The sequence below is a fragment of the Bacteroides sp. AM37-9 genome, from assembly GCF_003603455.1.
Lineage (GTDB): Bacteria > Bacteroidota > Bacteroidia > Bacteroidales > Bacteroidaceae > Bacteroides > Bacteroides xylanisolvens.
Map to the genome: position 1 here is coordinate 138,263 of NZ_QTNF01000003.1, position 21,563 is coordinate 159,825.

A 21,563-nucleotide genomic window follows, 5' to 3' on the forward strand; every position below is an offset into this window, starting at 1 on the left:
GATGAGCGATAAAGTATATACCGTACAAGATTATAAATCAGGCCAACCACGCTGGTGTCCGGGATGCGGTGACCACGCTTTCCTGAACTCACTGCACAAAGCTATGGCCGAACTGGGAGTAGCTCCGCATGATATTGCCGTCATTTCCGGTATCGGTTGTTCTTCCCGTCTGCCTTACTATGTAAATACATATGGGTTCCACACTATCCACGGACGTGCCGCTGCTGTTGCAACAGGAGCTAAAGTAGCCAATCCCAATTTGACTATCTGGCAGATTTCCGGTGATGGTGACGGCCTTGCAATTGGTGGTAACCACTTCATCCACGCATTACGCCGTAATGTCGACCTGAATATGATTCTTCTGAACAACCGTATCTACGGTCTGACAAAAGGACAATATTCACCGACTTCAGAACGCGGACTTGTCACCAAATCATCTCCTTACGGAACAGTGGAAGACCCGTTCCATCCGGCAGAGCTGGCTTTTGGCGCCCGCGGACGTTTCTTTGCACGCTGCATTGCAGTAGATGGTGCCGCTTCTGTAGAAGTGTTGAAAGCAGCAGCCAATCACAAAGGTGCTTCTGTTGTAGAAGTTCTACAGAACTGCGTGATCTTCAACGACGGAACTCACGCCAGCGTTGCCACCAAAGAAGGACGTGCCAAGAATGCTATCTATCTGGAACATGGCAAACCGATGTTATTTGGTGAAAACAAGGAGTTCGGATTGATGCAGGAGGGCTTCGGGCTGAAGGTAGTGAAACTGGGTGAGAACGGTATCACAGAAAAGGATATCCTTATCCACGACGCACACTGCCAAGATAATACGCTTCAACTGAAGCTGGCTTTGATGGAAGGTCCCGACTTCCCGATTGCACTCGGTGTAATCCGTGATGTAGACGCTCCGACTTACAACGATGCTGTCGTTGAACAAATCGAAGAAATCAAAGGCAAGAAGAAATATCACAATTTCCAGGAGCTGTTGATGACGAATGATACTTGGGAAGTGAAGTAATTCACTGCTCATCAATAATATAAAAGCTGGAGGAAGGATAAAACAATCCCTTTCTCCAGCTTTCATTATAAATACACCTCAAGTTTGCTTAAAGGTCATCTTCAGTCATCCCACAGCATACTGGGCGTCACCCCACAAGCCGTGATTTGTTTCATGCCATGAAACCATTTGTTTCTCACCGAGAAACAAAGTGTTTTTTCAAGATGCGCAAATATAGTGCAAACCTATTAAAATTCAAATAGTTATAAAACTAATATTTTAATCGGATGTGGTGAATAAAGCTAAATAGAGCATATTTGGGAGTGAGTTATGTTACTTATCTGTTACCTCTTCCAATTTGCCTACTAATCGGATATAAGGCATTAGTTTTCAATATATTGCATTATTCTTCATAACTTCAAATACCTCAACAGTAATTAAATTTGTAACTAAAAAAGTTGAGTTATGAGAAGTACATTCAGAGTGTTGTTTTACACTAAAAATCAATCGATTAAGAATGGTAAAGTACCTGTAATGGGACGTATTACCATCAACAAGACCACAGCTTGCTTTAGCTGTAAGAAGGAGGTGTCTATTTCTTTATGGGACGCCAAAGCTAATAGGGCTAAAGGGAAATCCGAAGAAGCTAGAATGTTAAACCAGGAACTTGATAATGCCAAAGCCCAAATTGCCAAGCATTACCAATACATATGCGATCATGACAGTTTTGTCACAGCCAAGAAAGTCTATAGCCGCTATGTCGGTTTTAAAGAAGATTCCCACACCCTTATGGAGCTTTTCAGGGAACAGCTTGAGTCATACAAGGAGAAAGTAGGCAAGGAAAAGGCAAAAAGCACCTATCTTGGTTTAGTAGCCGATTATAAGAGCGCATTGCTTTTTTTGAAAGACAAAAAGAATGTTGAGGACATTGCACTTGATGAACTTGACAAAGATTTTATTGAAGACTATTATAATTGGATGTTGGGCACATGCGGCTCGGCCAGTTCTACAGCATTCGGACGTGTTAATACCATGAAATGGCTAATGCATATCGCTCAAGAGAAAGGTTTAATAAAAGTTCATCCCTTCACGGGTTTTGGATGTAAGCCGGGATATAAAAGACGTTCATTTCTCTCTGAAGAAGAACTGCAGAGGCTTATACATGTAGAATTGAGGTATAAACGTCAGCAGGCTATGCGTGACATGCTACTTTTCATGTGCTTCACAGGCCTCGCCTTCGCAGATCTGAAAGCAATTACTTATAAGAATATCCATACAGATTCTGATGGTGGCACATGGCTCATGGGAAACCGTATAAAAACAGGCGTAGCATACGTCGTGAAATTATTACCTATAGCAATTGAACTTGTAGAAAAGTATAAGGGTGATAACAAAAAGAAAGATTCTCCTGATTGCGTTTTCCCCGTCGGTGATTATGAAACCATGAAAAGTAGTTTTAAGGTTTTAGGGAAAAAGTGTGATTGTAATGTAAATATCACCCCTCATATCGGGAGACATACCTTTGCAGTTTTGGCTATATTGAAAGGCATGCCGTTAGAAACTTTGCAAAAAGTATTAGGACACAAATCGATTCTTTCCACACAAGTCTATGCTGAACTGATCAATCCGAAGGTTGGGGAAGATACGGATAGGATGTGCGACAAGATTGGTTCCGTGTATCGCTTGGCCAATTAGAATAAGTATGAAAAAACACCCTTCAGCAAATGTTGAAGGGTGTTTTTCGTATTCAGGCAGGTTGCTTATTTCAAGTAACGCCTGAAATCTTTATAGTTCTTTTTTAGTACCTCGTATAGCCCGCTTTCCGGATAGAGCAGTTTACCCCCGACGGAGGTAATTGAGGTATAAGGTATTGCCTTTTCATCCCGTAGTGTTTGTAATGTACGCTTGGAAACATGAAGCATCCGGCATACCTCATCTCCACTCAGATAATGTTCGTCTGCAATCGTCGGACGTATCCGTGCCGCAGCAGCCTCCAGATTTTTTCCTGTCCGTTTGATCCATCCGGTAAGTTCCTTGAACTCTTCCGAATCTTTAGTGATAATGTCTGCCATACTCTTTATTTTCTTTTTTTGATTAGTCCTTCCTCCAGAATTTGCTGGATGTCCACTTCTTTATAAAAGAATTTTCCACCGATATTAGAATAAGGAATCAGCCCGTTATCCCGGTAAGTCTGCAGTGCCCTTTTGGAAATATTGAGAGCCAGGCACACATCCTGCGCATCCAGTCACTTGTCCGGTGTTACGGGGGCTATTTTCTTTTGAAAGTCCATCATTTGCACGGACAGCATACTTAGTTGTTTCTTCAAGTCCTGATAAGCACTTGTTTCGATAATTGTCAGTTCCATGATTTATAAATTAAATTGTGAATAATGAAATTGGGTGCAAGATAAAGGGAATATTACTATAAATCAATCGTTTAGTTTCCAGTGTCGTTAATAGTCATTAATAGTCATTTTTTGTCAGCGTAGCTTTTCTTATACTTTTTATTTAACGGGGGAGTCGTGAAATCCGACATCCCTTATACAAATGGTAACTCTTTCATCTTTTTTCCTTTTTTGCCCTGCCACATTTCTTTATGATATGGATTTCTTCGGAGAAATCAGAAATATGAGTATCTTTGGAACGAAATATAGATTTAAATGGCAGGCAATAGCCTTCCAATTAGATATAGACATAACATTCGCAGAATGTCTCAAGACGGAAATCTGGTAAATTTCAATGAATAGAGGCTTTTTGTGTATTGCTTATGCTATGCTTTGTCATAGCGTGGCTTACACAGCTACTATTCATAGGTTTACCAGAACCTCCGTCTTGGAGTTGGGTAAGGCCACGCTTTCTCAAATACTTCTGCCGAATAATATTTATAGGTTAAATATTATACTTATGGCAAAACTCCAATTACTTGCAATCACTACTCTTGACGGATACCTCTTCGACAGGACTGTTTCTTCCCCTTTGTGGGATAATCCGAACAAATATGGCCTCACCAAAATACGGGAACGTGCTACACAGACTCTCGGGCCGGATGTATCTTTCATCTCATTGACACAATGGAAAAAGAAAAATGAAGGTATTTATTTCATAGAAGCGGCTCCGGATACAATTTCCGTTATAAGCAGCATGTTCAGATACTGGTTGGTGGATGAAATCATCCTTTTTGTCGCACCGTATATCCAAGGGGACGGCATACGTCTGTTTACAGAAATTCCCGGTCCTTCCTCATGGGAAATGACCGGGAACAAATGTTTCAGATCCGGTATTTGCAGGCTGGCCTACAAACGGATTGAATAACCTGCAATTATCTTCTTATCCTGACTGACTTGGTTTAGACAGGCATCTTATATTTCTCCCAATATTTTCTTGCCTTGTCCGGTCCTATCCAGTTCCGTTGGTCATCGATTCCCCTGTCCGAGAGTTGTTTCCTGACCAGCTTCTGGATATCAATCTCCCCTTTGGCTATCTTGATCAGCAGTTCGGAAGCAATCGTATTCAGCATTAAGTCCGGATTCAGTTCATCCGGTATCTCTTCCATTTCTTTTTTCATAAGTCGCTTCTTTATTTTTTAGGTTTATTATCCTTGAAAGTCATCTCAATCCTGTAATTGTCATCCAGCTCGAGTGATGCCTCATACTTCTTTCCTTTCTTGCTGGTAAACTTCAGATATCCGGTACGTTTCCCCGATAGCAGCAGGAGCATCTGATTATCCGTCAGTTCCCTGCCGTTGAACGTTCTAAATAACAGGAACCCACAATTGGGATCGCTGCATTTGGCGACCTTGTTAAAGACGATAATCGTTTCTGCTCCGCATTTGGGGCAGTTACAATGTGGCAAGTCCGGATGGTTAAGTTTCAGGGCAAGCAGTTCCGAGGTGATTTGTTGGGTATAGGAATTGATGCTCTGAGTAAATGTTTCCGTGGAAACTTTGCCGGTTTCGATTTCATGCAAGGCGCATTCCCACCCTCCGGTCATGCTCACGTTGGCGATCATCTTCTCTTTTACAATATCATATACTTCCAGTCCTTTGGGAGTGGGAATCAGTGACCGTCCGTTTCTTTCCACGTAGTGTCTGGCAATGAGCAGTTCGATGATTCCGGCACGTGTAGCCGGTGTACCCAAGCCGGAATCCTCCATTGCCTCTTTTTCCTTTTCATCGTCCAATGTTCTGCCACAACCTTCCATCGCAGCAAGCAGGCTTGCCTCAGTGAATATGGGCTGCGGTTTGGTTTTCTTGACCAATGTATCAATACCGAGCACGGGCAATATTTCGTCTTCCTGAAATTCGGGCAGAAGACTTCCTTCTTCTTTCTCACTGGGTTCGTTATAGATGCCTCTCCACCCCGGAACTTTGATTTGGCTTCCTTTTATCCCGAAAAGAACGCCGTTACAGTCCGCTTGTACGGATACCGTTTCTTTCAGGCATTTGCCGGAGAAAGCCTCCAACATGCGTCCCGCGATCATGGAATAGATATTCTGCTCGTCAAGGGAAAGCCTCTGGGGATAGTTCTCCGTAATGATTAACGCATGATGGTCCGTCATCTTGCTATCGTCCACACAGTGCCGGTTTAAAGGCTGGTTACAGAGGTTTTCCGCATGCCATGTGAAACGGGGATGTTGCTTAAGCAGGCCGATGAGGGAAGGGACTTGTTCGAAGATGTCTTCTGTGATATAGCTACATCCGGTACGGGGATACGAAATGTAGCCTCCTTCATATAATTTTTGAGCAATGTTCAGCGTCTGTTCTGCGGTCAGTCCGAGTTTGGTATTGGCACTTCGTTGCAGGGCGGTCAGGTCATAAAGTAGCGGAGCTTCTTCTGGAACCTCTTTCTTCTCCACTTGCACCACTTTGGCTGTCGTCTCTTCATACACTTTTTTACGGTCCACATCGAGTTTTTCCGGTGTATCATATTTCCCGGTACAGGTTAAGACGAGTTCTTTCCCTGCTTTCGTTGTCCGTAGCTGTAGCAGATAATAGGGTTTGGCTATAAAATCCCTGTTGTCCAGATATCGACGGCAAATCATGCCAAGTGCCGGTGTCTGTACTCTTCCCAGAGAATAGTTACTCTTGCCTGCAGCCATGCTCAAAGACAGGCTGGCATTCATACCGACGACCCAATCTGATTCTCTCCTGGCTTTAGCGGCACGGTACAGGTTGTCAAACTCCTTACTTGATTTGAGGCTATCAAATCCTTCCCGTATCGATTTTTCTGTCATGGAAGATATCCACAAGCGTTTGGTTTCCTTATGATATCCCAGATATTCAAGCACATATCTCATAATTAACTCTCCTTCCCGCCCTGCATCAGTACAGGATATCACTTGATTAGCCTGACCCAACAGTTTACGGATTACTTCCAATTGTTTCAGAGCCGTCGGATCAGCCTTGTATCCATCTTCGGTTTTAATCTGACGGACAACCAGTTTGAACGGGTCGGGAATAATAGGCAGCATCTCCTTTTCCACATGGACAATGCCGTAGTCTTGAGGCAGGGCCAATGCCAACAGATGGCCGTAAGTTCATGTGACGGCATATCCGTTCCCACTCAAGTATCCTTCCTGTTTCTCCGTTACGCCCAGGACCCGGGCAATGCTGCGTGCCACCGAGGGCTTCTCACAAATACAAATTGTTTTCATGTTACTTTCTTTTTTAATATGAATGACTATTTAATTTTTACACTCTTGACCTTTGATTTTTCTTTCCGTACCCTTTTCTTCGGTTCTTTGGGAATGGAGAGCTTCTCTTTCTTTTCCGATACTTGTATGCTTTCCGTCAGATTCGGCAGGGGTATTTCCTTTGCCGGAAAACGGCTGATTAAATCCATTGAGATTCCTGACATTCCCGCATTCAGTTTCACCTGATCTGCCGGTTGGAGGTATTTCTCCCCGTTCTTTCCGGTTGCCAGTTCGTACATGACTGTTTCACGGCCCTGGAGGATTCCTTCGTAATTTTGGTAAGGAAGGTTTGATTCAGACAGTCCGTTCTGCTGAAGCATCCCACAAATCTCATCGGGTGGCAATCCTCCGAACTTCCGGTCAAAAGGAGAAGAAAGAATGTACTTGTATGTTGCCAGAAGCTGCTTTTCATGGCTCATATCGGGACATCCTTCATATTCCTGCAGTTGTTTGATTTTCTTTTCAATGCTGTTCAGAGCTTTGAAAGTATGTCTGTCCTTATTCTGAATAGGCATACTACCCATTCGGACCAGTTCCATCTGGATACGGTTCAGGCTGGACGTTTCCCATTTATTCAACAGATTACTGCGATTGCTCCGGTAATCATCCCGGAGGATAGCGATTGGATTTTTGGTACGAAAGAATAATCCGATCCGTTTTCCCCATGAGGGTTCGTGGAGGTTGGACGCGCTCCAGCGGATCGTGTTGAAACGGTAAGTATCCATGAATCTCCTGAAATGATTCCGGCTGGTAAACAGGTTTCTGAAAGTTTGCAGGAATGCTTTCCTTCCGGCAGCCCTGCGGCTACGTGGTATCTCTTTTTCGGGAATGAATGTATTATTTATCAGTTCCATATGCATTATAATTTGGGCTTCGCCTGCTTTTTAACGGAAGCGGTTTTTGTCTTGACCTTTTTCTTTTCATTGCCACAGGACAGTCCGGGCTTGTCTTGCGGTTTTTCGGCTGTTTGAGCTTCTCCTTTCTTAGAAACAACAACAGGCGGGCTTACCCGATGATAGTTCTTCCGGACTCCATCCCTGTTTAACAGTGTTTGCGCCAATGACCTGGCAGCATTTTGTAATTCATCCATCTTCTGCCGGAAAGGATAATCCCGGTACAATTCCTTTTGCCGGGTAATCTCACGGATACCTTTCTCCACAAACAAGAAATCCTTTTTATAGGCAAACGATTCGTCTGCCGGTAAATGGGCGTATCCTCTGGCTGCTATGTCCTGAAGTGTCATAATGTTCCGGTTACGGATAGAGAGTTCCAATGCGCTGGCTGTGACAAACCGGTTGAGATTTTCTCCCGTAGGATGCATGTCGAAAGTGACGGACGGCTTGTAATTCGCCAGAATTTCCATCCCGGCCTGCGGCATGGTGGTCTGATTCCTGTTGGAGAGTTCCAGCATCCGGCGGGAGACGGTTTCTATCCGGTAAATATTCAATGACTCCACATCCTGCAAAGAGCTTGAGTAGAAATTGTCCGCTGTCGATTGCAGGTAATCCCGAAACTTTATAGTCCCGGAAAGTCCGTCATTGAATACGCGGACACCTTGTTCCGTTTCAGCTATGGTGTAGAACTGTTTGGCTTGCTTTCCTGCCGCAATCTTCTCCATCGCATCTTCGTGTGCAATAAAGCACTTATAAGCTGGTGAGTAGTCCAGATCCCGGATATTCTCTGCCGTCAGTTCCCTTTGGCATGCTCTCAAATAAGCCGCTTTCCGTAAAGGTACGGAGTTGTTTTCAGTGATGCCTCCGTAAGAGGCGATGAAACTGAGGGCTTTCTCACTGTCTTTCGCCGGTAGTTCGCTGGTGAAAGGAATATCTTTAGCAGGTATTCCCTCAAAATGCAGCAATAAGTTATCCGGTATGGTTTTCTGATCCATAGCAATCCGGGCGGTCAGATCCATAAATACCTGAAAAGAGTCCTTATCCGTCGGAACATACGACACGACCATGACAGTCGAGACTTGATTATCCGGCTGTAACACAATAAACAGGCTCTTTAAATCCGCTTTAGCGGTGAATGTATCTTTTATTTTTTCCATCCATGCAGGCATGATAATCAGTTTTAGATGCGGGGATTATGTGACTTGTTCTGACGGGAAGCCGTCTTTCTCTTTTCCGAAGCCGCCGGTCCGGTCAGTTGCAACGGAGGACAGGTCAGTCTGTATCTCAGGCCAAGTATCTTGTCCGCGAGTTGCTGCTGCCTGTTTTGAATATTGTAGAATGCCTTTTCACTATATCCCTTTTTGGATTGCAGTTCGGACATTTCTTGATCCAGCGGTTTAAAATTTCCTTTGTGGGTGAACTCCTTATAGCTTTCATTAGTATTGAAATCAGCCGGTAATCCGTATTCCCGTATAAAGAGCAGGGTGAATATCTCGGCATTCTCCGGCGTTACCGAAAGCCGGTAATCTTCCGTAAACTGTTTGAATGCATGGTATGTCGGCTCTATGGGATAGCCGCCTTTCTTCAACAGCTCGGATTGCTCTATCGGATACAATGGCATTTTCGCCAGCTGCCCGTAGAAAGGATTGGACCGGAAAAGGTCCAGATGCTTCTGCATGTAATGCTCCGTGCTATGGTTCGGGCAGGAAATATAGAATTCTCTGATTCGTCCCAGAGCCTGTACTTCCGGAGTGAAGAAACGGTCAGCCAGATATTGCAGGTAACACTGTTTATAGATGGCTCCTTCATCCGTGGCGGGCAGGTAGACGGCTCCTTTGGGAGTCTGGAGGGAAATGATGGGGTCTATCTCTTTGTTTTGCAGGCTGTCCGGGATAAGCCCGTAATCACGTTTCAGGATATAGGCCGCCTGATCCCGGATCTGTGATTTGACCTTCTCCTGTCCGCCTTTATTTTCAGCCGGAATATTCTGCAGCGCATTGAACTGGGAGTTGAAAGAATTCTTGTGTATGAACGGAATCCTTCTGGTTGTATAGTCTATCCCATAGATTCCTGCGGTTTCCTGTAAGGATAGTAACCGGAGTATCTGGGCATTGGCAATACTGGGGAGCACGTTATAGGAGGAAGCAAACTTGTCATAGGCATCGAATGTCGGTTCTATGCGGTGGCTCCTGTCCAGCCGGGCATTCCGCAGGATAGTCGCATCCAGATATTGTGCTTTCTCCGGCAGAAAAGAGTTTGTATATAAGGAGAAGGCATTGGGAGATGCTTGGAATGCCTTTACCACTTCTGCGTCCGGACGGGTCAGCTTGTACAGGTTGACAAACTCCGGTTTCTCTTCGTCCGTAATGAAGAAACGGTCGGCCAGATGTTGCATATAGGCATGGCAGCATGTCTTTCCAAAGCCGGAATATTCGAACAGAAGCACTCCTTTGGCGGTTTCCACGGCGGTCAGGGTTTCCGACGGATCGTCGTGGAGAGTATCCTGTGCCAGCGCGAACCGTTTGGCTTCCGGCTGTACAAGCAGGTGGTCGGCAAGTCCGCTGGCTACCAGCATGGGCAGGCTTTTTTCTTCATCGTGAAAATGCAGGTATTCCAGTCCGCGCAATGAGACATTGCCCTGCATGCTTCCTCCGTTCCGGGTGATGAATTTTTGTACCAAGCTGTTATCCTTGTCAAAGAGCCGGATATCCGGGTAGCTTACTCCTGCCGGAAACTGGTAGCGGCACAGATAAAGATCCGGCAAGTGGCTTTGGACAAGGGACGGCTTGTACATTTCCCTTTGCCGCTGGAGGTATTCGGTGAATCGTTGATTCATCATCGATACTTCTTTCTCCGGCATCAGGTGCATCTCCAGTTGTCGGGGTTGCCCTTCCAAGTCCTGGGTAACAAAGAAAATCATAATGTTTGAAATCTCTTGCTTTTGCATACGATTGAAATTTAAAATAGTTACATGGTGATACTTCTACTCTTTTTCTTTTCCTGTTTGGGCGGTTCATAGCCCCGTACCGCATAGTCCGTCTGTAGGATTCTCTTTGCCGTATCCTTGATGGTCCGTTCAAGTGCATTTTTCAGCAGTGTGCCATCCTGCTTCCCCACATAAGACAGCCTGATCCGTTCATCCAGGGAGACAAAGCTGTTTTGATGGTTGAACCGGCTGTCTTTTTCCAAATTCCCGATTTGCCCGGTCTTGCAGATCCGGTCGAGTACGCCTATGTTATAATTCTTCTGGCTCTTGCCCAGATTCAACTTTTCGGCCAGTTGGTTATAACATTCCAAAGATGGAGCCATGCTGCATTCTACCGCCGGGGTATAGTTGGCTATCATATTTGAATCCAGGAAATGAGCCTTTTGGGGAAGGTATATCTTTTTTAAGCCATGTTCAAACATGTTCGAACACTTTGACGCCTCTTTGATCAGATTGATATTGGAAGCGCTGAAATAATATATTTGCAGTTTATCCGCATCCCTGTAAACCGGCGAGAAGAAATTATCGCCAATATGCTGCAGGTATTTCTGCGCACACTGTATCCCCCTGCCGGTATCATTGAACATCAGGACTCCCTGGTTCGTATTTATTGCAGTAATCACCCTGTTGTAGATATCTTTTTCCTTTTCTTGATGGAATGCGCGGTAAGCGTTCAGTTGTTTTTTCAGCAGGGGATTGTCTTTGGCCTTTTGAAGCATTCTCTGGATGCTATCCACATTATGGATGCCATAAGGAGATGTATTCTCGTAAACGAAGGCGATATCCCGCAATGGGAAATGAGTTGCACAAGACAGTCCTCCGTTATGGGTCATGTCCTTGATGAACCTTTCAATGTTCCCCGGTTGTACAGCACCCTGATATGGTATTAAATAGACTTCTTCCTTAGGAATGTAGGAGCCTTTCAAGGCCAGTTCTGCCTGCCCGAAAAGAAATTTGCCGCCATCTGAATTGATGCCATAACGATTCTCTATGGTCTGGAAATGTTCAATCTGCCTGTTGCTGTTCAAATTGAAACCAATGTATGTACTCATATTATTTTATGGTTTAGATGAATGGTTGATTAAGATAGTCTATGCCGTTTCGACGGGTCGGGAACTTTTTTATTCTTCATTTTCTGCTCCATTTTCTGTTTTTCTTCCAGGTCTATAGTCCATGGAAAACAGGTCATGATCTTGTCCGGGCAGCAAAGGGAGATTCTTTTTTGTTTCATGGACTCATCATCCAGCCGGATATAGACAAAGTAATCCAGTTCCCCTTTTCCGGTTTCTTCAATGGCTGTTACTGGTCCTTTATAGGGAACAACGGGAGTTTCCTCTTCCGGATCGTTCTCTACAATCCGCGCTCCGAGGTACATCTGACTTTTAGGTATCATATCGCTTTATTTTAAACGGTTATTGTTATGTCTGTTCTTATTCTCAGTCTTTTTAACGGTATTCTTCTCTTCCGGCAGCGGACAGAGCAGTCCGTCCTTTATCACGTATGTCCTGACGCCGAAGGGCTTGGAGGAACCCTCAATTCTGCCCTGCTCAAAGTCGGCCTTGCAAAAAAGGAGATGCCTTGTCGCCTCCTTGTTGTTTTCCGGGAGATACAGTGCGTATCCCGAAGCCAGTGCCGTCTTTTGAACTTCATTCAGTTTTCGGCTTCCGACGGTGAAGGTAACGGTGGAGTCATTCAACATATTCTCAAGGGAACGGTGCCCTCTCACATCGAAATCCCTTTTCAAAATTCCATCGGCAGCCTTCCGGATTTCCGTAGACAACCGCTTGAACTTTCCCGTATCGAATTCGCCGGCAGATTTAACCTGCGTGACTTTTTCAAATTCCTTGGCATACGGCAGCAGTTCATTGAAATAGGTAAACGGTTGTTCATGAATATTCATATAACCGTTACGCATGACGGTCAGCAGCCGGTAAATGTCATGGTTCTCCCGGCTGATGGAAACCTGCGTATCCTTATTGAAATGCCAGTCGGTGGCGAATTTTATAAAATCCCCGGCTGTCGCTTCCATCGAATGGTAGCATACCGGTTTTAAACTGTCGATGAATTCTTTGGGCAGTTCGTCAAGACCGATATAGGATGCCGGATAAAAATCGAAGGAATAATCCAGTTCCATCGGTTTGCACGGCTTGTAAGCGGCATCTATGAGAGGAACCAGGTTCTTGTCCATGAACGTACTGTCGTAGACGGCCAGATGGCCGGTATCGTAGTGCGGGTCGAAGTAATGGTCCGTGATGTACCGGATGCACTCCCTGAATCCGTTCCTGCCGATCTCGTTACCGGAAAAGATAAGGTATCCGAAGTCATTCTCCACCACTTTTAAGGGGAATGTGTACCGCGGCTGGCACCGGTACAATGTCCTTTTTTCCTGTTGCTGTAATCGAAACTCCAAGTATGCGGGTTCCTGCATGAGATACTTCTTCAATATGCCGCCGTCCGGTTCATTCTTGTATTTATAGGTATAGACCGCATCACGCAGGGAAATGCGTTTGGCAGGGGGAATGCAGTGTTCTTGAAAATACGGCAGCAGTTCCTTGCTGATATATTCCTCGAAAGGGGTATGGGTATCTACCGGTGGAACCTGCCTCATGTTCGCCAGGTCAAACCGGAGCAGTTCCGTATCCGGAATATAGGGGCAGCACTCCGCTTCCTTGATATTGTCAATCAGGAATTTGCGGAACAGGCTGTCCGCATCTCCTTTCTGAATGAATGTGAGGGCATTTTGGGGCTGGTGGGGAGAGTACTGATGGTAACGGTCCATACCGACAAAAATACTTCCCGGCTTGTCGGGATCGAAAAAAGGATTTTCCATTTGGTTTCTCTTGTCCATATTTCTACAATTTAGGGTGGGTATTTCTTTTCTTTTTCACGTCCTGCTTTTTATTCAAAGCCTTTTCGATGACTGTTTTCACTTTGAACACCTGTTTGTTCGCAGGAGGATCCTTAGAAAATACGATCCGGGTGAAATCCCCGTTTATCCATGCATAGGCATGGGACGGGTTGCTTTTTGCCTCTCCCGGCAGGAAGAGTCCGTGCCCTGCCGCCAATACTTGCCGGTGAGGGGTAAAGAGCCGGACACCGTCTACGGTGACACATTCCATCGGGTCGCGGAGGATGTTCCCAACAGTCCGGTGTCCACGCACATCGTAATACTGCTTGAGGAGTTTGTCCAGCAAGGCTTTATCCTGGCCGGTTTCTTCTATCTGCTGCCGGATATCCGATGCTGTACCTTGTTTGGAAAGCTCCAGTAATTTACGGTCCTTGCTTTCTATTTCCTCCAAAATATCAGCGATATTACGGTTGCGATGGCTGCTGGTACAATGCATATTGTGGCAGAAACTACCGAAATCCTCCCAGGTCGGCTTCATCTCATTCCGGTAGACCAGCTCCATTTCCGGTGTCTTATCCATCTGCAGGTAAGCATATTCCGGGTACAGGCCTTCACCCGGATTGACATAGGGTCCATCCTTTAGGACTCCTTCTGCCCGGTAAACATTTACCGGACCAAGATTGAAATGGGGATCGAAGTAATGGTCTGCCATAAATTGCAGAAAGTCCTGCCTGTTTTTCTGTCCTTCCGTCGTATCAGTAAAGAACACAAAGCCATGGGCTGTCTCTATGGCTGTATAGGATTGTTCAGGTTGCTTCATATCATTACATTTTGAGGGAATTGTTCCTTTTCGTTTTCGATACCTTTTTCAAAGCCGGTACATATGGAATGATTTTGCCGTTTTTCTCCTGATACACGGTCTTGTTTACGGGAGATTTGGTATATGCCATTACCCGGTTGCATGTCTTTTCGGCATGGAGGAAATGTAAATCTGGCATTGACTTGGATATTTGGGGACAGTAGATCCACTTTCCTTCCAGCAAGGCTTGCCTCATGGCTTCGCCGGCATCGGTTCCATTGATGAGAAACGGGACGCTCCTGTCATTCAGTGTCCTATCCAATGTACGGTGTCCACGGACATCGAAATCCGTCAGAAGGATATTCTTCGCTTTCCAACGCATGTCATCCAGCACATCTGACAAATCTGGCCCCGAGGACTGTCCGTTGATACAGTCGTCTATCCGGGTGACATACTCCTGAAAGACATTCCGGTATCCGAAATCGGGATCATTTATTATATCCCGCTTGAATCCGTTCTCCATCAGATACAACAGTTTGCTGATATCCGCATTGTTACGGCTCGCAGGACATCCGGCAAATTCATTCAGGCGGAGAAATTCAGAAGCGCTCGGCTCCATGTCCGTTTCAAACGCCAGTTTCCACTGTTTCCTGTCACGGAAAGCCTCTTTTGAGAATACAGCATTATCAAAATCATATTCCCCTTTTCCGCTTTGGGGATTCTTCCGGTAGCAGGCATCCACCAAAGGACAGATATCGTCGGACAGGCAGTTGACGTTGTATTGCCTGACAGGACCGGGTTCGCCATGAACCCAGAAATAATTGCCGGATAACTGTTGGTAAAAGCTCTTCAATCCCTCCCGTCCCATTTTGGTATCACTGAAAAACAAGATTCCTTTGGACGTTTCCACAGCATGCAGCGGTAATTTGTAAACCGGATTATAATCATACCTGGCAGCCAGCTCATCCTGCTTCTGATGAAAATGGACCAGCTCGTCCAACTGCTGTGTGGTCAGTTTCGGAAGTTCTCCCGATATCATGAGGATATCGCTGCGTGACTGCGCAAACAGGACATTTCTCAGATTGGTACTTATTAGAGGAGCCAGTCCCTTTTCCCGGATATAGGGTAGTAATACCTGATTGATATATTCCTTTTTGGAAATATCTCCGGAGATAGCCGGTACATCCGTCATCTTCGGGAATGAATAGATTTCCAGACGGGTATTCGGTACGAAGGCGGAGTATTTGGCTTTTATCGATTGTTGGCTGAACAAGGCCATAAACGTATAGACAGGGTCTTGCCTGTCGGGATTGGCAGGATAAAGCATATAGGAGGATTCTGCATGGGGTTTCTCCTTGCCGGTTTCATAACCGACAAGGAGCTGGCCTTCACCGTCTTTCCTGAAAAGCTCGTCCAATAGTTTGGGATCATCAGAAATATAGGTTGCCATTTTTCTTACATTTTAGGTGTGATGGACGGTTTACGGGTACGCGGTTTCTTTTCCGCTTGCTGTGAGGCTTCCTCTTTTTTCCGGGGTTTTCCGGCTACTTGTACCGGTGCATGGGGCTGCTGCTGGCTTCCGTCTTGTTCCTGACCTTGTTTCTGTGCCTCTTCCAACTTCTTGGTGCTTCTTTCCCAGAGGAATTCCACCCCTCGCTCGGCGGCACTCATCTGGATGGAGGTGGCATAAAATTTTCCATTATCAGACTTGAAACGGATCGGTACTTCCTCACCGCGCACGGCAGCATCGTATTCTTTCGGAGAAAGCGTATAATCTTTCACCTTACGCGGAATGCGTGTCTGCTCTACGGGCATATGGAACAATTCATTGGTCACCGGGTCTTTGGAAAGGTAGCAGGATTTGGTTTCTTTGGTACGGTAGTCAATGACTACATCCACCGCCTTGCCGAGATTGCCGGTCTGGTTCAGGGCCTTGAGGTCTTCTTCCGTCAGGACATGTCCCCTGTAGTCTTCCCCGATCTTGGGAGCCTGACGGATGTAGTGGATGTCGAACTTGACAGCTCCGTTCTCGTCGCGGAACAGGGAGAGTTTGGCATCCCCGTTTTCACGCCCCAGCTCGGAATTTTTTGCCACACGGAAAGCGATAGCGGAAGTCTTTCCCTGCAACATTCTTTCGAGGCTGTCCTTTGCGTTCTTCAGTCCGTCCGGGGTAATGCCGTATTTGGCGGCCTGTTCCCAATTCACTTCCCGCTCGTTGAAGCGATGGTTATTATACACCCTGGTCGAAGCCAGTTCCCTTCTGACTGCTTCGTTCTGTGGTTCCTGCGCCGCTTCGATCTTTTCTTTGGCCTGCTCTACGGGCGTTTCCTTCGGCATGTTGTAGAGGGAGTAACGACCGGGATTATTGTACTGGTAGAGAAAATTCTTCCCGAAGTTGGTGAAGAAGTTTCCACGTTGGTCCACTTTGATAAACTGGTCCCTGTTCGCCTCGTTAGCTTCGAGCGTTTCCAGCTCTCCGTTCGCTGCGATTCCTTTTACACCTTTGGCTTTCTGCTCTTTCTTGTCATACGCCATCAAATACCCGTGTTCCGGGGTTGCTTCCTTGTTTTCAGGAGCTAAATTCACATCGTTCATATACGTTAATTTTAAAGATTAATGAATCATTTACGAGGGTAAAATTACTATCTTTGTCATTAAATAGTTTGATTATGAGGAAGTTGTCATTAATTGTCATGTTCTGTCACTTATTGTCATGTCCGGCTTTTGCACAGTCCCCGTCAAAGGGATATAAAGCCGGACTCAGTGCTGTCATCTACCGTATCCACTCTGCCCGGCAGTGAAAGTCTTTCATATGAGACAGCCGGTTGCCGGTTACCGTACTGGCCGATTATCCTATTCTGTATCCATTGAATGAAAGTCGGAGGAGGTATGCCGTTTCTTCCGGTTTCGGTATAAGGATGCATCCGGTGAAAAAGAAAAGGATACTCCATGCCGGAGTGGATCTTGCCGCACCCTATGGCACGCCGGTCTATGCTTCAGGAAGCGGGAAAGTCGTTGAAGCCAGGTATAGCAGCAGTTACGGCTGGTACATCGAAATCCGGCACGCGGGCGGCTTTTCCACGTTGTATGCACACTTGAGCAAATTGCATGTGAGGAAAGGGAGCGATGTACGCATAGGTCGGCATATCGGCAATGTCGGTCATACCGGCATAGCGACCGGCAACCATCTGCATTTTGAACTGAGAAAAAACGGGAAGCCGCAGAATCCGTTGCAGTGGGTGATACTAAAGGATTCCCGTTCTAAAAAGAGTCATTAATTTAATCCGTTACACAATGAACATTGAAGAAGCCAAGAGCATTCAGTTGGAGGATTATCTCCGGCGTATGGGGTTCAACCCGGTAAAACAACAAGGGGACAGTATCTGGTATTGTTCCCCTTTCCGTGAGGAGAAGACACCTTCTTTCAAGGTGAGCGCATCCCGCAACCTATGATACGATTTCGGCATCGGACAGGGAGGGGACATCATCACCCTGGCGATGGAGCTTCAAAAGACGAAGGATATCTCTTATGCGCTTAAAACGATAGAGGGACATTTTCCGGCTGCTTTCCGTCCGGTAGCAGCCTCTCCCCGGCAGGCGGAACCGCAGGCTACCGGCTACCGGCAGGTACGCATTGATCCGCTGACGAACCCGGTCTTGCTGGGATATCTCAAAGAAAGAGGCATCTTGCCTGAAATCGCAAGGGAAGCATGCAAGGAAGTGCATTTTCAGAACAAGGGAAAATGGTATTTTGCCGTAGGCTTTGCCAACCGGAGCGGCGGGTACGAGATCCGTAACAAATACCTAAAAGGCAGCATATCGCCCAAAGAGATTACCCATATCAAAAATGGCAGCGACCGTTGCATAGTGGTTGAAGGCTTTATGGATTATCTCTCATACCTCACGCTCAAGGCTACGCATCCCGGTAACGGACAGCCTAAAGGAAACGGTCCGGACTATATCGTTTTAAATTCGGTCAGCAATGTAGGCAAGGCTATCCCTGTCTTGAAAGAGTATAAGAGTGCCCTCTGCCTACTGGATAACGATTCCGCCGGAAGGCAGGCTTTTCAGCAGATGGCGCAAGCCGGATGCCCGGTCAGGGACAAGTCCGACTGCTACCGGGAGTATAACGATTTGAACGATTACCTGTTGGGCAGGAAGATGGCGCAGGAGAACAAGACGGATCATCAGCACGAAACAGCCCCGAAGCTGATTGAAAAGCCTGCAAAGAAACAGTCCGGTTGAAAATTATAAAATACTGGTCCTTGTCTGATGCATGAAAGGCAGGCAATAAAAAAGAGAGTCAAATCCCTGCTGGAGGGAATTTGGCTCTCTTTTTATTGCTACCCGGCTACCACCGGATATTTATTCTTAATAATTTCTGATCAGCAATTCATTGACCGCTTCTCTTTTCTCGGCTATGGAACAGATGGAACGGAAGATGCTGATTCGCTGGATATGGAAACCGGCATAGAGGTCGTCGAAGAAGGTGTTCTCAGGGTTCTTTTGCCGGGGATCGGAGTTGGAAAGCATTCATTTGGCACCGGTTTCACCTATTCCCTTGCAGAAATTTGCCAGGTTGATCTGCTCTTCATCTCCGAAGTCCTGTGGCATGTAGGAGGTGCAGGAGTTACCCTCATTGACCGGCTTATAAGGCGGGTCAAAATAAAATAGGGAGTTGGCTCCGGTGTATTCTGCGGTCTGCCGGTAGTCACCGTCCAGAATCACAACATCTTGCAGCAGCTTGTGGTTAAAGCGGATCAGTTCCTCTTCCAACAGTTTTACCCGTCCCCCGGCACCAAAAGTGACGGACAGCTTTCCGCTATGGTTCACGGAGTAGATGCCGTTATAACAGGTACGCATGAAGAAGATAAACAGGGCGGCACGGGTGATGTTATTCGGGTTTCCTTCATTGTAGTAGGTACGTTTCTCCATGAAGTAGACCCTTCTTCGGGCATGTTCCTCCAGCGCGATGTATTCGTCCTGTATCCGGGCAAGCACTTTAATAAGCTGCTCCGGGGATTCCTTGATGACGCGGTAGACATTGATCAGAGCCTCGTTGGAGTCGTTGATGACGCAACGGATTTCCGGATAGGCTTGTCTTATTCAGAAGAAGAGGGCGCCGCCACCGACAAACGGTTCTACATAGGTATCCATCTGTCCGAAGTCTTTCGGAAGGGATTCGATAAGTACGGGAAGCAGTCTTCTTTTACCTCCCACCCAGGGGAAGCAGGGTTTTCCCGGCAGGTTGGCCGGAGAACATTTCTTTTTTTCCATGTTTACAACATTTAAATGATTAATAAATTAAATAGGGATTATTCATCGTCTGCCGTTTCCAGCAGGTGTTTCAAGTTGGGATCATTTTGGATGCGAAGCAGCTCTTTTTCGATGATTTGCGTCACGTCTTCCTTGATTTGATAGTAGTTCCTTTCGATTTCCTCTTGCATGTGGTCCTTACCATCCGCACCGGTAAAGTCGGTTATGACGGGGATAGGCTTGTAGGCTTTTGTTTCGGCGGCTACCGGTTCATTGTCCACCACGATCTCGCAATGGAATATCTTCTGTTCTATCTTCTCCCCGAAGTTGTCGCAGACACTGCCGACAAACTCTCCTTGCGAGAGGTTGGAGATTTTGGAGGCAGGTATCAGCGAGTCGAGCTGGGTACTGATATTGGTTGAGGTGTCTTCACGGGTCATATTAATGGATTTGCGCTGTTGGAGCACTTTCCCAAACCTTTCAGAAAGGTTTTTCGCTGTTTCTCCGACCACTTGCCCGGAAAAGATATTTCCAATTGTGTTCTGGATCACCCGCGCCTCCTTATCACCGTAGTCACGTATTAACTGGCTGAAATCCTGTGCTCCCAGACATACTGCCACTTTGTTGCTACGGGCGGTAGCGATCAGGGTGTCAAGTCCTTTAAAGTAAAGTGTGGGAACCTCATCCACTAGAATAGAGCATTTGAGCCTGCCTTTTCGGTTGACCATTTTAACGATACGGGCATTATACAATCCTAACGCACATGAGTAAATATTCTGTCTGTCAGGGTTATTGCCGACGCACAAAACTTTGGGTTCCTCCGGATTATTGATATCCAGCGTGAAGTCATCTCCGGTCATAATCCAATATAAGGCAGGTGAGATCAGCCTTGATAGCGGAATTTTGGCGGAAGCTATCTGCCCTTGGAGCTGCTCCATCGCACCACCTTTCCATGCATCCATAAAAGGTGACAGGTAATTCTCCAGCTCCCGGTAAGAGGTCAGTATGGTGAACAGGTCGGAATACGGTTTATTCAATAGCTCTATGGCATGTGGGAAGGTGCAGAATTTCCCGTTTTCATAGATTTTAAGATACCAGATCACCGCCGCAAATAGCACAATCGGGCTTTCTACAAAGAAATCTCCCTGCTTTTGAATCCAACTCTTGTTCAAATTTAACATGATTACATACGCTGATTCGTATGCATCCGCGATATCGGATAGAAACGAAGGATTGAGGGGATTGCACCGGTGGCTGTATCTGGGATCATCGAAATTAATCACATAAAATCCGACCGGCTTGGCATACTTATCCTTGTTTTTAAGCAGCTGGTTATAAGCAATTATGCTTAAATCCGGATACTTAAAATCATAGATATAGGCGGCGAATCCTTTCTCTATCTGCTGGCGGATATAGTTATTGATGATGGCATAACTCTTTCCTGATCCCGGCGTGCCTAATATCAATGAGGCGCGGAAGGGATTAATCACGTTTATCCAGCCTGAATAGGTCTTTCGTTGGTAACGGAAACGGGTGGGCAGGTTTACCGAGTATTCATTGGCAATCAACCTGCGCTCCTGCATGAAGCTCTCGTTCTCGTCGTTAAAGACGTCATCCATGAGTTGGTTCTTCAACAGGCGGCTGATCCAGGTTCCGGCGGTAAGCAGGCTGATATATCCGGCAGCTACGGTAGCTACATATAATAAGGTTAGAAGCGCGACGGGGAAGCGTGCCGTCAGTAAGAGCTCGCTACCAAAAAAGAGCAGCATCCCGGCTATAAGGTAACAGCCGATACTCCTTCATGACATCTCCACGTCCTTCCGTCCTTTCGCTCCCATGCAGGAGAAGAAAAGGAAGAGCAGACTGAAGGACTTGCTCACCAGCGAATGGGAAAACAGCCCGGTATCCCGCTGGAAATTGAGCAGTATCTTGTCCACGACACCGATGTTCAGGTTCATGGAAAGAAAATAGGGATAGCAGAAATAATAGACATTCATCACTAAAAATAGGATGCTGATGGCCCTCATGAAGTCAAGGTTCTTATTGAGCCCTCTGGTTTCGTCTTGTGACATAAGCGGTATGATAATTAATGGTGATACA

At 46.1% G+C, this 21,563-nt stretch carries 20 protein-coding genes and 2 pseudogenes; 6 read left to right on the forward strand and 16 right to left on the reverse strand.

Annotated features, from left to right (window positions below):
- Position 1 precedes the first annotated feature (1 nt).
- Positions 2-1,012, forward strand: a complete 1,011-nt coding sequence (locus DW862_RS03185; RefSeq protein WP_008642470.1) for a 2-oxoacid:ferredoxin oxidoreductase subunit beta — start codon at positions 2-4, stop codon at positions 1,010-1,012.
- Positions 1,013-1,456: 444 nt separating this feature from the next.
- Entirely contained in the window at positions 1,457-2,686 is a 1,230-nt protein-coding gene (locus tag DW862_RS03190) for a site-specific integrase (protein WP_004311878.1), read from the forward strand.
- 65 nt (positions 2,687-2,751) lie between these two features.
- On the opposite strand, the gene DW862_RS03195 is transcribed toward DW862_RS03190, so the two are convergent.
- Both DW862_RS03195 and DW862_RS03200 read right to left on the reverse strand, forming a co-directional pair.
- On the reverse strand, positions 2,752-3,063 hold the full coding sequence (locus DW862_RS03195) for a helix-turn-helix domain-containing protein (RefSeq protein ID WP_004311879.1): 312 nt from the start codon (positions 3,061-3,063) through the stop codon (positions 2,752-2,754).
- Positions 3,064-3,068: 5 nt separating this feature from the next.
- Complete coding sequence (locus tag DW862_RS03200) at positions 3,069-3,236, reverse strand: helix-turn-helix domain-containing protein (protein WP_008771129.1); 168 nt, start codon at positions 3,234-3,236, stop codon at positions 3,069-3,071.
- A 658-nt stretch (positions 3,237-3,894) separates the two neighbouring features.
- On the opposite strand from DW862_RS03200, the gene DW862_RS03210 reads away from it, so the two are divergent.
- Positions 3,895-4,302: a deaminase gene (locus DW862_RS03210; RefSeq protein WP_004311882.1), complete on the forward strand. Its 408-nt coding sequence runs from the start codon at positions 3,895-3,897 to the stop codon at positions 4,300-4,302.
- Positions 4,303-4,336: 34 nt separating this feature from the next.
- Here the strand turns inward: DW862_RS03210 and DW862_RS03215 are convergent, their stop codons facing one another.
- The 11 genes from DW862_RS03215 to DW862_RS03265 form a co-directional block, all read right to left on the reverse strand.
- Entirely contained in the window at positions 4,337-4,555 is a 219-nt protein-coding gene (locus DW862_RS03215) for a hypothetical protein (protein ID WP_004318621.1), read from the reverse strand.
- An 11-nt stretch (positions 4,556-4,566) separates the two neighbouring features.
- Positions 4,567-6,459, reverse strand: coding sequence for a type IA DNA topoisomerase (locus DW862_RS03220; protein ID WP_087306295.1), 1,893 nt, complete (start codon positions 6,457-6,459; stop codon positions 4,567-4,569).
- A gap of 209 nt (positions 6,460-6,668) precedes the next feature.
- Complete coding sequence (locus tag DW862_RS03225) at positions 6,669-7,541, reverse strand: hypothetical protein (protein ID WP_004318625.1); 873 nt, start codon at positions 7,539-7,541, stop codon at positions 6,669-6,671.
- Positions 7,541-8,743 carry a DUF6047 family protein gene (locus DW862_RS03230; RefSeq protein WP_087306296.1) on the reverse strand — a complete coding sequence of 401 codons (1,203 nt, stop codon included), beginning with the start codon at positions 8,741-8,743 and terminating at the stop codon, positions 7,541-7,543. The genes DW862_RS03225 and DW862_RS03230 overlap by 1 nt, the downstream gene beginning before the upstream one ends.
- Positions 8,744-8,754: 11 nt before the next feature.
- On the reverse strand, positions 8,755-10,521 hold the full coding sequence (locus tag DW862_RS03235) for a DUF6047 family protein (protein ID WP_087306298.1): 1,767 nt from the start codon (positions 10,519-10,521) through the stop codon (positions 8,755-8,757).
- Between the two features lie 20 nt (positions 10,522-10,541).
- Positions 10,542-11,612, reverse strand: coding sequence for a DUF6047 family protein (locus DW862_RS03240; protein WP_120067291.1), 1,071 nt, complete (start codon positions 11,610-11,612; stop codon positions 10,542-10,544).
- Between the two features lie 29 nt (positions 11,613-11,641).
- Entirely contained in the window at positions 11,642-11,953 is a 312-nt protein-coding gene (locus DW862_RS03245) for a transcription-repair coupling factor (RefSeq protein WP_087306300.1), read from the reverse strand.
- A 6-nt stretch (positions 11,954-11,959) separates the two neighbouring features.
- Positions 11,960-13,408: a DUF6047 family protein gene (locus DW862_RS03250; protein ID WP_087306302.1), complete on the reverse strand. Its 1,449-nt coding sequence runs from the start codon at positions 13,406-13,408 to the stop codon at positions 11,960-11,962.
- A 4-nt stretch (positions 13,409-13,412) separates the two neighbouring features.
- Positions 13,413-14,228: a DUF6047 family protein gene (locus tag DW862_RS03255; protein WP_087306304.1), complete on the reverse strand. Its 816-nt coding sequence runs from the start codon at positions 14,226-14,228 to the stop codon at positions 13,413-13,415.
- Positions 14,229-14,232: 4 nt separating this feature from the next.
- Positions 14,233-15,657: a DUF6047 family protein gene (locus DW862_RS03260; RefSeq protein WP_087306306.1), complete on the reverse strand. Its 1,425-nt coding sequence runs from the start codon at positions 15,655-15,657 to the stop codon at positions 14,233-14,235.
- 5 nt (positions 15,658-15,662) lie between these two features.
- Positions 15,663-16,802, reverse strand: a complete 1,140-nt coding sequence (locus DW862_RS03265; protein WP_087306308.1) for a DUF4099 domain-containing protein — start codon at positions 16,800-16,802, stop codon at positions 15,663-15,665.
- Between the two features lie 230 nt (positions 16,803-17,032).
- On the opposite strand from DW862_RS03265, the gene DW862_RS03275 reads away from it, so the two are divergent.
- From DW862_RS03275 to DW862_RS03280, 3 genes are read left to right on the forward strand one after another with little or no spacing between them, the layout of a single operon-like run.
- Complete coding sequence (locus tag DW862_RS03275; protein ID WP_008771124.1) at positions 17,033-17,485, forward strand: M23 family metallopeptidase; 453 nt, start codon at positions 17,033-17,035, stop codon at positions 17,483-17,485.
- Positions 17,486-17,501: 16 nt separating this feature from the next.
- Entirely contained in the window at positions 17,502-17,660 is a 159-nt protein-coding gene (locus DW862_RS25755) for a hypothetical protein (RefSeq protein WP_004311895.1), read from the forward strand.
- A 45-nt stretch (positions 17,661-17,705) separates the two neighbouring features.
- Positions 17,706-18,452 carry a toprim domain-containing protein gene (locus tag DW862_RS03280; RefSeq protein ID WP_004318633.1) on the forward strand — a complete coding sequence of 249 codons (747 nt, stop codon included), beginning with the start codon at positions 17,706-17,708 and terminating at the stop codon, positions 18,450-18,452.
- 126 nt (positions 18,453-18,578) lie between these two features.
- On the opposite strand, the gene DW862_RS25760 is transcribed toward DW862_RS03280, so the two are convergent.
- From DW862_RS25760 to mobC, 3 genes and pseudogenes are all read right to left on the reverse strand, one after another.
- Positions 18,579-18,740, reverse strand: coding sequence for a hypothetical protein (locus tag DW862_RS25760; protein ID WP_004308096.1), 162 nt, complete (start codon positions 18,738-18,740; stop codon positions 18,579-18,581).
- Positions 18,741-19,484 (reverse strand): annotated as a pseudogene (locus tag DW862_RS03285) (DNA adenine methylase).
- A gap of 38 nt (positions 19,485-19,522) precedes the next feature.
- A pseudogene (gene mobC, locus DW862_RS03295) lies at positions 19,523-21,535 on the reverse strand (conjugal transfer protein MobC).
- Positions 21,536-21,563 lie beyond the last annotated feature (28 nt).

Bases quoted from the DNA above. Each gene is read 5' to 3' on its own strand.
- DW862_RS03195 (WP_004311879.1), bottom strand. From the start codon at position 3,063: ATGGCAGACATTATCACTAAAGATTCGGAAGAGTTCAAGGAACTTACC.
- DW862_RS03260 (WP_087306306.1), bottom strand. From the start codon at position 15,657: ATGGCAACCTATATTTCTGATGATCCCAAACTATTGGACGAGCTTTTC.
- DW862_RS03230 (WP_087306296.1), bottom strand. From the start codon at position 8,743: ATGCCTGCATGGATGGAAAAAATAAAAGATACATTCACCGCTAAAGCG.
- DW862_RS03210 (WP_004311882.1), top strand. From the start codon at position 3,895: ATGGCAAAACTCCAATTACTTGCAATCACTACTCTTGACGGATACCTC.
- DW862_RS03250 (WP_087306302.1), bottom strand. From the start codon at position 13,408: ATGGACAAGAGAAACCAAATGGAAAATCCTTTTTTCGATCCCGACAAG.
- DW862_RS03190 (WP_004311878.1), top strand. From the start codon at position 1,457: ATGAGAAGTACATTCAGAGTGTTGTTTTACACTAAAAATCAATCGATT.
- DW862_RS25755 (WP_004311895.1), top strand. From the start codon at position 17,502: ATGAACATTGAAGAAGCCAAGAGCATTCAGTTGGAGGATTATCTCCGG.
- DW862_RS03220 (WP_087306295.1), bottom strand. From the start codon at position 6,459: ATGCTGCCTATTATTCCCGACCCGTTCAAACTGGTTGTCCGTCAGATT.
- DW862_RS03280 (WP_004318633.1), top strand. From the start codon at position 17,706: ATGGAGCTTCAAAAGACGAAGGATATCTCTTATGCGCTTAAAACGATA.
- DW862_RS03240 (WP_120067291.1), bottom strand. From the start codon at position 11,612: ATGAGTACATACATTGGTTTCAATTTGAACAGCAACAGGCAGATTGAA.
- DW862_RS25760 (WP_004308096.1), bottom strand. From the start codon at position 18,740: ATGCTTTCCAACTCCGATCCCCGGCAAAAGAACCCTGAGAACACCTTC.
- DW862_RS03245 (WP_087306300.1), bottom strand. From the start codon at position 11,953: ATGATACCTAAAAGTCAGATGTACCTCGGAGCGCGGATTGTAGAGAAC.
- DW862_RS03215 (WP_004318621.1), bottom strand. From the start codon at position 4,555: ATGAAAAAAGAAATGGAAGAGATACCGGATGAACTGAATCCGGACTTA.
- DW862_RS03185 (WP_008642470.1), top strand. From the start codon at position 2: ATGAGCGATAAAGTATATACCGTACAAGATTATAAATCAGGCCAACCA.
- DW862_RS03225 (WP_004318625.1), bottom strand. From the start codon at position 7,541: ATGCATATGGAACTGATAAATAATACATTCATTCCCGAAAAAGAGATA.
- DW862_RS03235 (WP_087306298.1), bottom strand. From the start codon at position 10,521: ATGCAAAAGCAAGAGATTTCAAACATTATGATTTTCTTTGTTACCCAG.
- DW862_RS03255 (WP_087306304.1), bottom strand. From the start codon at position 14,228: ATGAAGCAACCTGAACAATCCTATACAGCCATAGAGACAGCCCATGGC.
- DW862_RS03265 (WP_087306308.1), bottom strand. From the start codon at position 16,802: ATGAACGATGTGAATTTAGCTCCTGAAAACAAGGAAGCAACCCCGGAA.